This is a genomic window from Salinibacterium sp. SWN167, from assembly GCF_015864665.1.
GTDB lineage: Bacteria > Actinomycetota > Actinomycetes > Actinomycetales > Microbacteriaceae > Rhodoglobus.
In genome coordinates, this window is record NZ_JADYWU010000002.1 from 80,154 (window position 1) to 93,775 (window position 13,622).

Sequence of the window (13,622 nt, forward strand, 5' to 3'; positions counted from 1 at the left end):
TCGGAGACAACCAGTTCGTCCACCCTACTGAGCGGCCGCGTTACTGTGCTGAGTAGTTTTTACCTAGTTCGTGACAGCGGACGAGGCGATCTCGCCACCACTGCGTACGTTCGGGATTAGCGGCCCAGCGAGTGAGCAGCGCCTCGTCGGCCTCGATGCGGCGCACTTCGAGGTGCCCGTCGCGAGCGCGCAGGGGAGCAGCGGTAACGTCGGCGGCGAGCAAGGATGCCGTGGCGAGTCCGCAGTCATAGTCGAGGGGATCGATGGCGGCAGCCAAGTGCGCGCCCATCGCGAGCCCCACCGAGGTCTCGAGGGCGCTGGAGACCACAACGGGCAGCCCGGCATCCTTCACGATCTCCAGAGCGCGAGAGACGCCACCCAGAGGCTGTGCCTTGATGACGAGGAGGTCGGCGGCGCCCGCGCGGGCGACCGCGAGCGGGTCGGCGGCTTTGCGCACACTCTCGTCAGCCGCGACGGGGATGCCCATATAGGCAATGCGCGTGTGCAGCTCACCGAGTTCTTCCACTGTCGCGCACGGCTGCTCGACATACTCAAGGTCGAATCCGGCAAGGGCATGCACAGCACGCTCGGCCTCATCGACCGTCCACGCGCCATTCGCATCAATGCGGATGCGGCCAGTCGGCCCCATGACGCGGCGCACTTCGGCGACGCGGGCAATGTCATCCTCGAGGGTCTGATCGGGCTCGGCAACCTTCACCTTGGCGGTGCGGCAGCCATGGAAACGTTCGAGAACCGCTTCGACCAGCTCGGCGGGAACAGCGGGCACGGTGGCGTTAACCCAAATACGATCGCGCACGAGGGGTGGCATCTCGTTGTAGGCATAATCGATCGCGGCCAAGAGCCACGGGGTTGCTTCGACATCGTCGTACTCGACGAATGGTGAGAACTCGCTCCACCCCTGCGGGCCGCGAAACAGGAGTGCTTCGCGTTGATCGATGCCGCGAAAACGGGAGGTCAGGGGCAGGGACACCACGTGAGCGGTGTCGAGAATGTCGTTCGCTGAAGGGAACATGTTCCCAGTCTGACAAGTTCCACTGTCAGTTAGGGTAATTGCGTGACTAATCCGGGGGATATCGAGCGCATTGCGACCAAAGTGGTGCCCTATTACGTCGTAGGTGTTGTCGACGACGAAGAAACTGAGCTGCCCGCCGACGGCGAGCACGAGCCAACCCCCGACGCCGAAGAGGTGCCAGTCGCGCGGAGATCACGCCCGCGGTGGCTGGGCTTTGTTGCCGCAGCACTCGGCGTCGCCACTCTCGTCTTGTTCATCATCGCGATGATCGTCTCTGCTGGCGGGGACTACCCGAACGGCACTGCTCTGGCGTATGCCGCGATCGTGGTGTCAATCTCGGCCGCCATTACCGCCATGCTGTGTCTCATTTTCGGCCTGCAGCGCCGCTGGGCAGCATTTGGGCTTGCCGTCGCCGTTCTCTCGAACCCACTCATCGTGTTGTACGTGTTCCGCTTCTTTGGCAGCTAAAGGGTTCGTCGCGACGAACGAAAGCCGAACATCCCCGGTTCGGCATCAGCCTGCTCTGCACCCCGATGGTTAGGGTGGAGCCATGGCGCCTGTTTCTGAAATTTTCGACGAGAAGTTGTGGCGATCGGTCGCCGGGTTCGATGACCTCACCGACATCACGTACCACCACGATGCGAGCGGAACGATTGCGCGCATCGCCTTCGATCGTCCCGAAGTGCGCAACGCCTTCCGGCCACACACCGTCGACGAGTTGTATCAAACACTGGATGACGTGCGCCAGAATCCTCGCATCGGCGTCGTGCTGCTCACGGGCAACGGCCCGAGCGAGAAAGATGGCGGCTGGGCGTTCTGCTCTGGCGGCGATCAGCGCATCCGTGGCCGTGCTGGTTATGAGTACGAAGGCCAAGAGGGCGCAACGAATCCGACCGCTGCCGCCGGGCTCTCCGCGGCTGAGGCCGAGGCCGATGCTGCCGCCGCTGCGGGAAAGCGCCGCGCCGCCGCCGGACGCCTGCACATTCTTGAAGTCCAGCGCCTCATCCGCTTCATGCCCAAGGTCGTTATCGCGGTCGTTCCCGGCTGGGCTGCCGGGGGAGGGCACTCGCTGCACGTGGTCTGTGACCTCACGATTGCTAGCGCCGAGCATGCCCGCTTCAAACAGACGGATGTCGACGTCGGCTCCTTCGACGCCGGTTACGGCAGTGCCTACTTCGCTCGCCAAGTAGGCCAAAAGTTTGCCCGTGAAGTGTTCTTCCTGGCCCGCGAGTACGACGCGCAACGCGCCCTCGACGCGGGAGCGATCAACGCTGCCGTGCCCCACGCCGAGCTCGAAGCCACCGCCTACGAGTGGGCGCAAACCATCATGACGAAATCGCCGACCGCTATTCGCATGGTCAAGTTTGCCCTCAACGCGGTTGACGACGGCCTTGTTGGTCAGCAAGTTTTTGCGGGCGAAGCGACGCGCCTCGCCTACGGCACCGACGAAGCTGTCGAAGGCCGCGATTCGTTCCTGCAGAAGCGCGAACCCGACTGGTCGCCCTTCCCCTGGCAGTACTAACGCCTAGGCAGCTCTAACGCCCAGACAGCCCTAACGCTCCCGCAGTTCTAACCCAGAGAGGTTTACCCGTGACCGCTGACACCACTTCGACCCGAGAACTCTGGTCTATCGACGCCCGCGATCCCCGCAAAGTCTGGGCGGCGCTGAAGCCGGCACTCGACGGAACGGGAGCCGCGATTCTGCCGCACCCGGCCTCCCCCTCTGGCCTGCCAGAAACCGTGCCCGCGAACGTCGCGGTGATCGTAGAAACGAGCGGATCGACCGGCCGACCCAAGCGCGTGATGCTGAGTGCTGACGCCCTGAAGGCGAGTGCTGCGGCATCCGATGAGCTGCTGGGTGGCCAGGGGCAGTGGCTTCTCGCCGTGCCCGCGCACTACATTGCCGGTATCAATGTGCTGGCTCGCTCCTATTTTGCGGGCACCGAGCCGATCATGATGTCGACGCGTGACTTCACCGCGACCACCTTCGTGGAGGCGGCAGCTCAGCTCACGGGGGAACGGCGTTTCGTGTCACTCGTGCCCGTGCAATTGGCGCGTCTTCTCGAATCGGAAGAGTCCATTGCGGCGCTTTCCACCTTCCAGCAGATTCTGGTCGGCGGCCAGTCGATCCCCGTAGCGTTGTTGGCGGCAGCCCGCGCTCGCGGTCTCGCCGTCTCGACCACGTATGGGTCGAGCGAAACCAGTGGCGGCGCTGTCTGGGACGGCATACCGCTGCCCACCGCGCAGGTGCGCCTCGTTGATGACCGCATCGAAATCGCTGGACCCATGCTCGCCGAGGGCTACCTTGACGACCTGCGGCGCAGTGCATTCTCCTTCCGCGTGCAGGATGGCGTGCGGTGGTACCGCACCGACGATGTCGGCGAGCTCGTCGACGGCGTGCTGCGCGTGCGCGGACGAGCCGACGACATGATCATTTCCGGTGGAGTGAAGGTCTCCATTGCCGAGGTGGAGACCGCTGTGCGCACGCTACCCGGCCAAGACTCAGCCGTTGTCGTTGCCGCTCCCCACCCCGAGTGGGGTGAAGCCCCCGTGGTGATCACGACGCGGGCGATCGCTCTCGATGTGGTGCGCCAAGCGGTGGCAACTCAGTTGGCTTCGGCTGCTGCCGCACCTGCGCGCGTGATGCTGATCGATGAGATTCCTCTGCTTTCGACAGGAAAACCCGATCGACTCGCCTTAGCCACAGTCGTGCTTAAGTAGAATCCCTCCGTGGCCTCTCCTAAAAAGCAACGCATTGACCCCGCAACCGTTTCGACCGCTGCGGCGAAGAAAAAGAGCGGACGTCCCGGTGGGCGACCGCCCAAGGCGCCCAAGATTGCGAAAGCCACCGCGCGCGACTGGATCAGTGGCGCCCGCATCCAAACCCTGCCGTTAGCTTTTGCGCCTGTCGCGCTCGGCACAGCGGCGGCCTACGTGCTTCCGCACGACGTTGATGGGGCCGGCTGGCACTGGGTCCGCGCGCTGCTCTGCCTCGTCGTTGCGGTCTCGCTGCAAATTGGCGTGAACTTTGCCAACGACTACTCCGACGGAGTGCGGGGAACGGATGACCACCGCGTCGGCCCTCGTCGCCTCACCGCTTCGGGTGCCGCTCGCCCGCGCACCGTCATCACTGTTGCCTTTGCCTGGTTCGGTCTCGCCGCCATCGCCGGACTCGTCATCGTCGTGCGAACCGGACACTGGTGGATGCTTGCCGTCGGCGCCGCGGCCATCATCGCCGCCTACTTCTACACGGGAGGCAAGCGCCCCTACGGCTACCTCGGCCTCGGTGAAGTGTTCGTCTTCATCTTCTTCGGCCTCGTCGCCACCGCCGGCACCACGTTCGTGCTCGCCGGCACCGTAAACCTCGAGTCGTGGCTGGCAGCCGTTGCTGTCGGGTTATTTGCTGTTGCAACTCTCATGGTCAACAACATCCGTGATATCGCCCAAGACAAGATCGCCGGAAAGCGCACCTTGGCCGTGCGGATGGGCAATCTACCATCGCGTATTTTCTACGTCGTCGCGATGCTCGTGCCGTTCGTCATCCTGGGCGTCTACTCGTTGCTGTACTTCAACGCCTATCTCGTGAACTTCGTCTTGCTCGTGGCACTGCCCGCCTGCGTGATTGTGCTCACCGCAAAAACGCCAGCCGAACTGATCTTGGCGTTGCGCCTCACCGGGCTCACCGCGCTGCTGTTCGGCCTAGGGCTCGCGGCAGCAATCGCGTTCTAATCGTTGTTACTGGGCGTCGTTACGAGGCGCAGGTGTAGTGCTCTGATCGGCGGATGACGCGCTAGTTTCCGCTTCTGCGTCAGCACCGGCATCCGCTTGCTCCTCGGCAGCATCGTGGTCGACAGCGGCATCCTCGGCGTCACGGTCAGGATCGTGGCTGGGGCGCCCGCGACGCGAAGCAAGGTCGAGCGCCACCGCATCCCGAAGCTTCGAGAAAAACACGTACGAAATGGCAAATCCCAGAATTGCGGCGATGAGGGCGGCGATCCACGGCTCAACGTTCGCGATCATCAGCACGGTGAAGGCTGCGGCGAAGACTCCGACGCGGAGAAGGGAGTAGGAGATCCAAGGTTTCACGGCAACAGTCTAGGCTCGCAACCCGCGTGCAGACTGCGAGCGTAGAATGGTCGCATGCCTCGCCTATTGGTAGTCCTCGCTTTCGCGCTCGTTGCGGTAGACGTGTTCTCCATTGTGGATGTGATCCTTACCGAACGCAGCCGGGTTCGCGCGATGCCGAAGGTGTTGTGGATCATTGTGATTCTGCTGCTACCGGTCATCGGTGTTGTGCTCTGGTTCATGCTCGGCAAGGCACGTAGTGCCAGTTCTGGCCACACACGCAGCGTTGCCCCCGACGATGACCCTGACTTCTTGCGCAAGATGCGCCGTCAGGAAGAACAAGATGAGCGCATTCGCCGCCTCGAACAGGAACTAGCAGATCTCGACGATGACGATAAGACCAACTAACTCTCCAGCCACCAACTACTCGGTAGCCCTTCTCGAAGAGTTTGTTCGTCTCGGCGTTCGAGATGTTGTGCTGAGCCCCGGCTCGCGCTCGCAGGCTCTCGCGTTGGCGGCTGCCGAATTCGAGAAGCAGGGACTGCTGCGGTTGCGCGTGCGCATCGATGAGCGCGTTGGCGCCTTCCTCGCGCTGGGCCTTGCCGTCGAAACAGGTTCGCCCGTGCTGGTTATCACCACCTCGGGCACTGCCGTCGCCAACCTGCACCCTGCGGTTCTTGAAGCGCACCACTCGGCCGTTCCGCTGATCATTATTAGCGCTGATCGCCCTGACTCGTTGCGCGGTATTGGCTCTAACCAGACCACCCAGCAGCCCGGTATTTTCGGCACCGCTGTGCACAAGACGTGGGACGTTGAGGCGCCGACCGGTGCTGCTGGCGAAATGGATGCCGCAGCGCAACTCGCTCGCGATGCGATCGCCGCGGTCGATGGCCCCGTGCACCTCAATCTCTCGTTTGACGATCCGCTGTCGGCCCCGTTCGTGTGGGAGCCCACTGCAGCAGACGTGGCCCCCGAGCCGGCAGGCACTCGCGAACCCGTCTTCCCTGACCTTTTTAGTGACCTCGACCCCGTCGTGGAGAACACCACTCACCAGTCGCCGGGTGCGCCTACGACTCTCGCTATCTCACCGTCGCCCGCCACCGTCGTTATCGCGGGCACCGGCGCTGGTCCCCGTGCTGAGCAAGTGGCCCGCGAACTCGGTGCACCGCTCATCGCGGAGGTCGCGAGTGGGGCCCACTTCGGGCCCAACTTGGTGGTCGCCTACCGCGAGCTGCTGAACGCCGCCAACTTCGGCGACCGAGTCGCACGGGTGATCGTGTTTGGGCATCCGACTCTCAGCCGAGAGATTCCCGCGCTCATTCAGCGTCGTGGGGTGCAAACCATTGTGGTGCGGCATCCTTCGGCCGACGACTACAACCCTGGCCGTTGCGTTCGCCTCTTCGTTGACGAGGTTTCGGTCTCGGGCGAAGCCACCGATCGCGCGTGGTTGGGTCGCTGGGTGATGTCGAGCCGTCAGTTGCTCGAAACCGAGAGCATCGCTCCTGATATCGAGGCGGATGCCGGAACCCACGCCAAGTCAGAACTCGCCATCGTGCGCACCCCCGTTGACCGGCGGATGCTCGCCGAAGCCGTTTGGCGCGCCACCTGGCCGCACGACCGTCTGGTCCTTGGCGCGTCACGGTTGATCCGCGAGGTCGACCGTGTGGTGCCGGGCAAGAAGATTTCGGTGCACTCCAATCGTGGCCTCGCCGGTATTGACGGCACGATCTCGACCGCTCTCGGAATCGCGCTCGCGAGCCAAGCCGAAGTCGGCAATGAGGGCGTCACTCGGGTGCTCCTTGGCGATCTGGCGATCTTCCATGACGTGGGCGCGCTGATGTTTGGCGTCGGCGAACCCCGACCGCGCATCCAAGTCATTGTCGGCAACGACAACGGCGGCACCATCTTCGACGGCCTCGAGGTGGCGAGCCAGGCTGGCGACAGCTTCGACCGGGTGTTGCTCACGCAACAGAATGCCTCCATCGAGGCGCTCGCTGTCGCGTACGGCTGGCGGTATGTTTCTGCGGCAACGCGAGGAGAACTCGATCAGGCATTGTCTGCTCACCCCGAGCCGACCATCATCGAGGTTCCGCTCGGGCGCTAACGCCCGAGGTCCTGTCTGCAGTCGAGCACGGTTTCGGTGGTGAATAGAAGCGTGCCGAGTAGCCTTGGGGCATGAGCACACTCACGCCTGTCACCGCCGATTTCGAGCTTGCCAGCATCGATCCGTCCTCCACTCCTGAGTTTGATGGCAGCAAAAAGGATGCCGAAAAAGCTCTCGAGAAGAACGGCGAACGTCTCGCTGCGCTTCAAGAGCGGCTCTTCGCCGAGAGCAAGTTCGGCGGCGAGCGCCGCGTTTTGCTCGTGTTGCAAGCGATGGATACCGCGGGCAAGGGCGGCATCCTGCGTCACGTGATCGGTGGGGTTGATCCGCAGGGCGTGCAGATTCATGCTTTCAAAGCGCCGACCGATGAGGAGAAGTCACACGACTTCTTGTGGCGCATTCGCAAGGAGCTTCCTGAGGCCGGGTTCATCGGTGTCTTTGACCGTTCGCACTATGAGGACGTGTTGATCCACCGCGTGCGTGGCTTCTCGACGCCCGAGACGGTCGAGGAGCGCTACGGCATCATTCAGGAGTTCGAGAAAGAATTGATCGCGCAGGGCACGACGATCATCAAGGTCATGTTGCACATCGGCGCCGACGAGCAGAAGGACCGCCTGCAGGAGCGCCTCGATCGCCCCGAGAAGCACTGGAAGTACAACCCGGGAGACGTGGACGAGCGACTGCTGTGGGATGACTATCAGGAGGCTTACGAGATCGCGTTGCGCCGTACGACGACCGAGAACGCTCCCTGGTACGTGATTCCGGCGAACCACAAGTGGTACGCGCGCTGGGCTGTTCAGCAGCTTTTGCTTGAGGCGTTGGAGAGCCTTGACCTGCAGTGGCCGAGCGCCGACTACGACGTTGAGGCGGAGAAAGTGCGACTCGCGAATAGCTAGTCGGCAGGCGTGAGGCTGGCGGTTCGTGAACAGGAAATGAATCTGCTCGCGAACACTCGAAAATACATAGACGTTCATCTATGCTTTGAGTGTTCAATCGAAACGAGGAATCATGCGCACCCCACCTTCTGGTCAAATGCCGCTTACTGACCCCAACGACGTTCTTCGCCGCGGCGCTGAACGTCTTGCGGTGCAGTACGGCGGCCTCGTGAGTGAGGAAACCATCGAGCGAGTTCTCTTCGAGTCTTACGCTGCGCTCGCGCGCACCGCGAAAGTCTCGACGCACCTCGCGAGCCTCTCCTACCGCTTTGCGCACGACCGTCTCGCTGCTCTCGCTCAGGCTAAGGGCGTGATTCCGAAGACGGTGCCCGAGGTGCTCTTTGTCTGTGTGCAGAACTCCGGGCGCTCGCAGATGGCCGCAGCGTGGCTGCGCGAGCTCGGCAAGGGGCGCGTTCATGTGCGCTCCGCCGGATCAGAGCCGGGCGCGAGCATCCTGTCTCTTGTCGTGGACGCCATGGCAGAAGAGGGCATCGCCCTTACCGACGATTTTCCCAAACCACTCACCGACGATGTCGTGCGTGCTGCGGATGCCGTGATCACGATGGGCTGCGGCGACGCCTGCCCGATTTACCCGGGCAAGCGCTACCTCGATTGGCAGCTCACTGACCCTGCCGACCTCGACCTCGACGGAGTTCGACGGGTGCGCGATGAGATCCGCGCGCGTGTGGAAGAACTGCTGCGCGAGATCGCGCCGTAGCTTTCGGCAGCGGCAGCGGGTTGTCCGCGTCGCTACCCGAAGGCTTCGACGATGGGGCGGAACTTCAGTTCAGTCTCCGCAAGCTCTTTCTTGGCGTCAGAGCCCGCCACGATTCCCGCTCCGGCGTAGGCCGTGATGCGCCTGTCAGTCACTTGGGCACAGCGCAACGCAACAGCCCATTCGCCGTTGCCGTGGGCATCCACCCAGCCAACCGGGCCGGCGTAGCGCCCGCGATCGAAGCCTTCGAGTTGATCGATGATGCGGATGGCGTCGGGTGTTGGGGTGCCTGCGACGGCCGCGGTCGGATGCAGAATCTCGATCAGGTCGAGCGCGCTCGCGTGCTCCCGGAGCCGGCCATCGATGTCAGTCGCAAGGTGCCACAGGTTGGGCAGCTGAAGTGTGAAGGGCGCGGATGCCGCATGCAGTTCGCTGCTGAGCGGTGCGAGCGCATCCATAACGCTGGCAAGAGCGAGCGCATGTTCTTTCTGATCTTTGGGGGAGTTCATGAGGCTTCCGGCGGCTCGCCCGTCGGAGATGCGGTCCCCGCCGCGCGCGGCACTGCCAGCGAGCACGCGCGCACTGACGGCACCGTTCTGCACTCGCACGAGGGTTTCGGGGCTGGAGCCGATGAGGCCGTCGACGGCAAACGTGAAGGTATCGGGGTAGCGTGCGGCAAGGGCGCTGAGGGGGATTCGCAGATCGGCGTTCTCGGGCAGCTCAGCATGCTGGTCTCGCGCAATGACGATCTTCGCTGCCGCGCCGTGGGAGATTTCGCGCAGTGCCGCTTTGACGGTCTTGGTGAAGCCTTTTGCGCTCATCTCACCGGGGGTGAAAACGATGTGCACGGGGTCCCCGGCGGCCGCTCGAGGATCAGAGGGCAGACCATCGGAGGTCACGGGCAGGCCGCTGGCTTCTCCGGCGGTAATGGTGGTGACCCACTGGATGCCGTCGCGGCTCCCGACAACAATGCGGGGAATGATCAGCACACTCACGGCATCCGAAGAATCGGCGAATGCGAAGCTGCCGAGGGCGATCAGGCCGGTGCCAGCGCGCTTCACGCTGTCGTGAATGATTGCGGTGCGCGAGAGTTCGTTCCAGGCGGCCGCGGCGTCGGTGAATCGGGTGGCACCTCGGAACTCGAGTCGCAGCAATTCGCCAATGCCGACAAGGCCTTCGCCGTCGCGAATGAAGCCGAGAGGATGCTGCGGGGTGATCCAGTCGAGTAGTCGATCGACGGATGCGGTTGGGCGCGTAACACTGCTCAGGACGGCATGGGTGCTAGCCATGGCACCTTCTCCGATTCTGCCCGTGACCGGACGGCTTTTGCCCCAACAATGTCTCCCAAGTATCAGAGTACCTGTCAGTTGCGGGCAGGAAAGTGAGCATCCGCTCTGAGCGCCCTAGACTAGAGGCGTGGGTAAGGCTGACATGAACAAGCGACCGGAAGACGTAGCCGGAATGTTCGATGGTGTCGCAAAACACTACGATCGCACCAATAACGTCCTTTCCGCCGGAAATGCGCTGCTGTGGCGCGCTGCTACGGTGCGTGCGGTTGCCCCAGAAGCGGGCGAACGCATCCTCGATATTGCGGCTGGCACGGGCACAAGCTCGGCAGCTTTGCACCGCAATGGTGCTCGCGTTGTTGGTCTCGATTTCTCGACCGGCATGGTCGAGCAGGCGCGCAAGCGTCACAAGAAGATCGAGTTCATTCAGGGCGACGCTCAGCAGTTGCCGTTTGGCGACAATGAGTTTGACGCCGTCACGATCAGCTTCGGTCTGCGCAACATTAACGATCCGCGCGCAGCGCTCTCGGAGATGTACCGCGTTCTCAAGCCTGGTGGCCGTCTGGTGATCACCGAATTCTCTAAGCCTCCCGTCGCGATCGTTCGTGCCGGTTACTTCACCTACTTGAACCGCGTCATGCCGATCATTGCTGATCGCTCAAGCTCGAACCCTGAGGCCTACACCTACCTCGCCGAGTCGATTCGCGAGTGGCCCGACCAGGGCGAACTCAGCCAGTGGATTCGAGCTGCCGGATTCACTCGCGTTGCGTACCGCAATCTCACCGCAGGCATCGTTGCCATGCACCGTGGCCAGAAGCCTGTTGATGAAACAGTGCTGGCCTCCGTCGCTAAGCGCAAGGGCAATGCCACTCGTCCGATCAAGACGATCACTATGCCCAAGACGCCCAAGACCTCTTCTGATAGCACACCGAAGCCGTAGCGCTTCGCAAAAGAAACCGGTTGATAGTGAACCCGAGTGTTCCGTCTGCTCGCCGCAGCAACACCCTGAGCTCCTCTCTGGGCTTGGGCGAGAAGCTCTTTGCCTCGAGCGATGAGCGTCGTTTCGCTGCCGCGATCGAGGAAGGTCTCAATCAGGTAGAGGTCGGCTTGCTCGATCAGATGGCCTTTGCCGACGAAGTTGCGGATGCCACGAGCCGCTACTTGCTCGAAGCTGGCGGCAAGCGCGTGCGCCCGGTGCTGGCACTGCTCACTGCTCAGCTGGGTGACGGCAATAACGCTGACGTCGTCACGGCGGCTCAGGCTGTAGAGATCACTCACCTCGCGTCGCTTTACCACGACGATGTCATGGACGAAGCGCAGTTGCGCCGCGGTGTTCCGAGCGCTCAGAGTGTGTGGGGCAATTCCGTGGCGATCCTCACGGGCGATCTGTTGTTTGCCCGGGCCAGCAAGCTTGTAGCGGGTCTCGGCGAAGAGGCGCTTCTCTTGCAGGCGAACACGTTTGAGCGGTTGTGTCTCGGGCAGTTGCACGAAACTCTCGGCCCGAAGCCGGGCGAGAATCCCGTTGAGCACTACTTGCAGGTATTGGCTGACAAGACGGGCTCGCTTATTGCGACCGCTGCCGAGGTTGGCGTGATGTTCTCGAATGCCCCGGCGGAATACACGAAGCCGGTTCGCGAGTTCGGCGAAAAGGTGGGCATCGCGTTCCAGCTCATCGATGACGTGATTGATCTGTCTGATGAGACTGGCAAGACGGGCAAGCAGGCAGGAACCGATCTGCGCAGTGGCGTTGCCACGCTGCCGTTGCTGTACTTGCGCGAGCTCGCCGTCACCAACAGCGATGCTGCCGAGTTGTTGACCCGCATTGAGCGCGACGTGAATGCCAACTTCTATGGTGAAGGCGACGAAGAGGCTCTCGATGCCGCAGTGACCGAGCTCCGCGAGCATCCCGTCACGAAGAAGACTCTCGACGAAGCCCGTCGTTGGGGTCGCGAAGCTGTTGACGCGCTTGCGCCGCTTCCCGATGGTCCCGTCAAGAAGGCACTCACGCGCTTCGCCGAAAACGTCGTCGAACGCTCGAACTAACTACTCCCCACTCGCCCGCGCCCCGGGCGCCCCGAGATGAACGGAAACGACAACTGATGAGCAAACTGCGACTCGCCATTGTTGGTGCAGGACCTGCCGGAATCTATGCCGCCGACATCCTGCTGAAGGCAGAGCGACAGTTCGAAGTGTCGATTGACCTCTTTGAGCAACTGCCGGCACCGTACGGTCTTGTTCGCTATGGCGTTGCGCCCGATCATCCGCGTATCAAGGGCATCGTGAATGCGCTGCGCGACGTGCTCGACACGGGCAACATCCGCCTCTTCGGCAACGTCACGTATGGCCGCGACATCACGCTCGACGACCTCAAGAAGCACTACAACGCGGTGATTTTCTCGACCGGTGCTGTGCGGGATGCCCCGCTGCCGATTCCCGGAATCGAGCTGCCAGGCAGCCACGGCGCCGCCGACTTCGTCAGCTGGTACGACGGTCACCCTGACGTGCCGCGCGAGTGGACCCTCGATGCGAAAGAGACCGCCGTCATCGGCAATGGAAACGTCGCGCTCGACGTCGCCAGAATGCTCGCTAAGCACGCGGATGACCTGCTGCCGACAGAGATCCCCGCCAACGTCTACGAGGGCCTCACAGCGAGCCCTGTGACTGACGTGCACGTCTTCGGTCGCCGTGGACCGATGCAGGTGAAGTTCACCCCGCTCGAACTGCGGGAACTCGGCGAACTCAACGACGTCGACCTCGTCGTCTACGAAGAAGATTTTGACTATGACGCTGCCTCCAAAGCGGCCATCGAATCCAATAAGCAGATCATGGTGCTCGACCGCATCTTCACGAAGTGGCGCGGCGAAGAAAAGGGCACGGCGTCACGTCGCCTGCACTTGCACTTCTACGCTGGCCCCGTTGAGGTGCTCGGCACCGATCGCGTTGAAGGCTTCCGGTACGAACGTACGAAGCCCGATGGTGAAGGCGGAGTTGTCGGCACCGGCGAGTTCCGTGAGGTTGCGGTGCAAAGCCTGTATCGCGCTGTCGGCTACTTCGGGTCGCCGCTTGACGGCATCCCGTTCGATGACCGCCGAGGCGTGATCCCCAACCGCGAGGGTCAAGTCATCGACGACAACGACGAACAGGTCAATGGTGTGTACGCGACCGGCTGGATCAAGCGCGGGCCCGTCGGTCTCATCGGTCACACCAAGTCAGACGCGATGGAAACCATCAGCCACGTCATGAATGACCAAGCCAACTGGTGGGCTCCCGAGCATCCCGACGAGCAGTCCGTCATCGACCTGCTGAAGAGCCGGGGCATTGACTACACCAACCTGGCCGGCTGGCAGTCACTGGATGCCCACGAGATCGCTCTGGGCGAGTCTGAAGGCCGCGCGCGCATCAAGCTGGTTGATCGCGACGAAATGATTGCGGCATCCAAGAAAGCCGACGCCAGCTAACAGCAAGCTTCGTGCTGCTCGTTGCG

At 62.7% G+C, this 13,622-nt stretch carries 14 protein-coding genes; 11 read left to right on the forward strand and 3 right to left on the reverse strand.

All coding sequences use genetic code 11. From position 1 onward, the window contains the following. Positions 1-40 precede the first annotated feature (40 nt). The gene (locus tag I6E60_RS10295; protein WP_197180196.1) at positions 41-1,033 is read right to left on the reverse strand and encodes an o-succinylbenzoate synthase; all 993 of its coding nucleotides are present in this window, start codon (positions 1,031-1,033) and stop codon (positions 41-43) included. A gap of 42 nt (positions 1,034-1,075) precedes the next feature. Between I6E60_RS10295 and I6E60_RS10300 the strand changes: the two genes are divergently transcribed. The 4 genes from I6E60_RS10300 to I6E60_RS10315 all read left to right on the forward strand — a co-directional run bounded on the left by I6E60_RS10300 (position 1,076) and on the right by I6E60_RS10315 (position 4,762). Further along, positions 1,076-1,501, forward strand: a complete 426-nt coding sequence (locus tag I6E60_RS10300; RefSeq protein WP_197157163.1) for a 1,4-dihydroxy-6-naphthoate synthase — start codon at positions 1,076-1,078, stop codon at positions 1,499-1,501. Positions 1,502-1,583: 82 nt separating this feature from the next. Then, a complete protein-coding gene (locus tag I6E60_RS10305; protein ID WP_197180198.1) occupies positions 1,584-2,555 on the forward strand; it encodes a 1,4-dihydroxy-2-naphthoyl-CoA synthase in 972 nt (323 codons plus the stop codon). 68 nt (positions 2,556-2,623) lie between these two features. Beyond that, positions 2,624-3,754 carry an AMP-binding protein gene (locus I6E60_RS10310; protein ID WP_197126227.1) on the forward strand — a complete coding sequence of 377 codons (1,131 nt, stop codon included), beginning with the start codon at positions 2,624-2,626 and terminating at the stop codon, positions 3,752-3,754. A 9-nt stretch (positions 3,755-3,763) separates the two neighbouring features. Further along, a complete protein-coding gene (locus I6E60_RS10315) occupies positions 3,764-4,762 on the forward strand; it encodes a 1,4-dihydroxy-2-naphthoate polyprenyltransferase (protein WP_197180200.1) in 999 nt (332 codons plus the stop codon). A gap of 6 nt (positions 4,763-4,768) precedes the next feature. Here I6E60_RS10315 and I6E60_RS10320 read toward each other — a convergent pair whose 3' ends face one another. Beyond that, on the reverse strand, positions 4,769-5,119 hold the full coding sequence (locus I6E60_RS10320; protein ID WP_197126224.1) for a DUF4229 domain-containing protein: 351 nt from the start codon (positions 5,117-5,119) through the stop codon (positions 4,769-4,771). A gap of 54 nt (positions 5,120-5,173) precedes the next feature. On the opposite strand from I6E60_RS10320, the gene I6E60_RS10325 reads away from it, so the two are divergent. The 4 genes from I6E60_RS10325 (at position 5,174) to I6E60_RS10340 (ending at position 8,855) form a co-directional block, all read left to right on the forward strand. Beyond that, complete coding sequence (locus I6E60_RS10325) at positions 5,174-5,506, forward strand: PLD nuclease N-terminal domain-containing protein (protein WP_197126222.1); 333 nt, start codon at positions 5,174-5,176, stop codon at positions 5,504-5,506. Then, positions 5,487-7,202 (forward strand): 2-succinyl-5-enolpyruvyl-6-hydroxy-3-cyclohexene-1-carboxylic-acid synthase, encoded by a 1,716-nt coding sequence (menD, locus tag I6E60_RS10330; RefSeq protein WP_197157171.1) that lies wholly within the window; start codon positions 5,487-5,489, stop codon positions 7,200-7,202. Before I6E60_RS10325 ends, menD begins: the two co-directional genes overlap by 20 nt. Positions 7,203-7,273: 71 nt before the next feature. Next, positions 7,274-8,098 (forward strand): polyphosphate kinase 2 family protein, encoded by an 825-nt coding sequence (locus tag I6E60_RS10335; protein WP_197180201.1) that lies wholly within the window; start codon positions 7,274-7,276, stop codon positions 8,096-8,098. A gap of 112 nt (positions 8,099-8,210) precedes the next feature. Beyond that, the gene (locus tag I6E60_RS10340; RefSeq protein ID WP_231601501.1) at positions 8,211-8,855 is read left to right on the forward strand and encodes an arsenate reductase ArsC; all 645 of its coding nucleotides are present in this window, start codon (positions 8,211-8,213) and stop codon (positions 8,853-8,855) included. A 32-nt stretch (positions 8,856-8,887) separates the two neighbouring features. On the opposite strand, the gene I6E60_RS10345 is transcribed toward I6E60_RS10340, so the two are convergent. Then, positions 8,888-10,141 (reverse strand): isochorismate synthase MenF, encoded by a 1,254-nt coding sequence (locus I6E60_RS10345; protein WP_197180203.1) that lies wholly within the window; start codon positions 10,139-10,141, stop codon positions 8,888-8,890. A gap of 127 nt (positions 10,142-10,268) precedes the next feature. Here I6E60_RS10345 and ubiE point away from each other — a divergent pair, with 127 nt between their 5' ends. The 3 genes from ubiE to I6E60_RS10360 are packed head-to-tail and all read left to right on the forward strand — an operon-like array spanning position 10,269 to position 13,596. Further along, positions 10,269-11,078: a bifunctional demethylmenaquinone methyltransferase/2-methoxy-6-polyprenyl-1,4-benzoquinol methylase UbiE gene (ubiE, locus tag I6E60_RS10350; protein ID WP_307784473.1), complete on the forward strand. Its 810-nt coding sequence runs from the start codon at positions 10,269-10,271 to the stop codon at positions 11,076-11,078. A gap of 26 nt (positions 11,079-11,104) precedes the next feature. Continuing rightward, positions 11,105-12,181, forward strand: coding sequence for a polyprenyl synthetase family protein (locus tag I6E60_RS10355; protein WP_197126214.1), 1,077 nt, complete (start codon positions 11,105-11,107; stop codon positions 12,179-12,181). A gap of 56 nt (positions 12,182-12,237) precedes the next feature. Beyond that, on the forward strand, positions 12,238-13,596 hold the full coding sequence (locus tag I6E60_RS10360; protein ID WP_197126212.1) for an FAD-dependent oxidoreductase: 1,359 nt from the start codon (positions 12,238-12,240) through the stop codon (positions 13,594-13,596). Positions 13,597-13,622 lie beyond the last annotated feature (26 nt).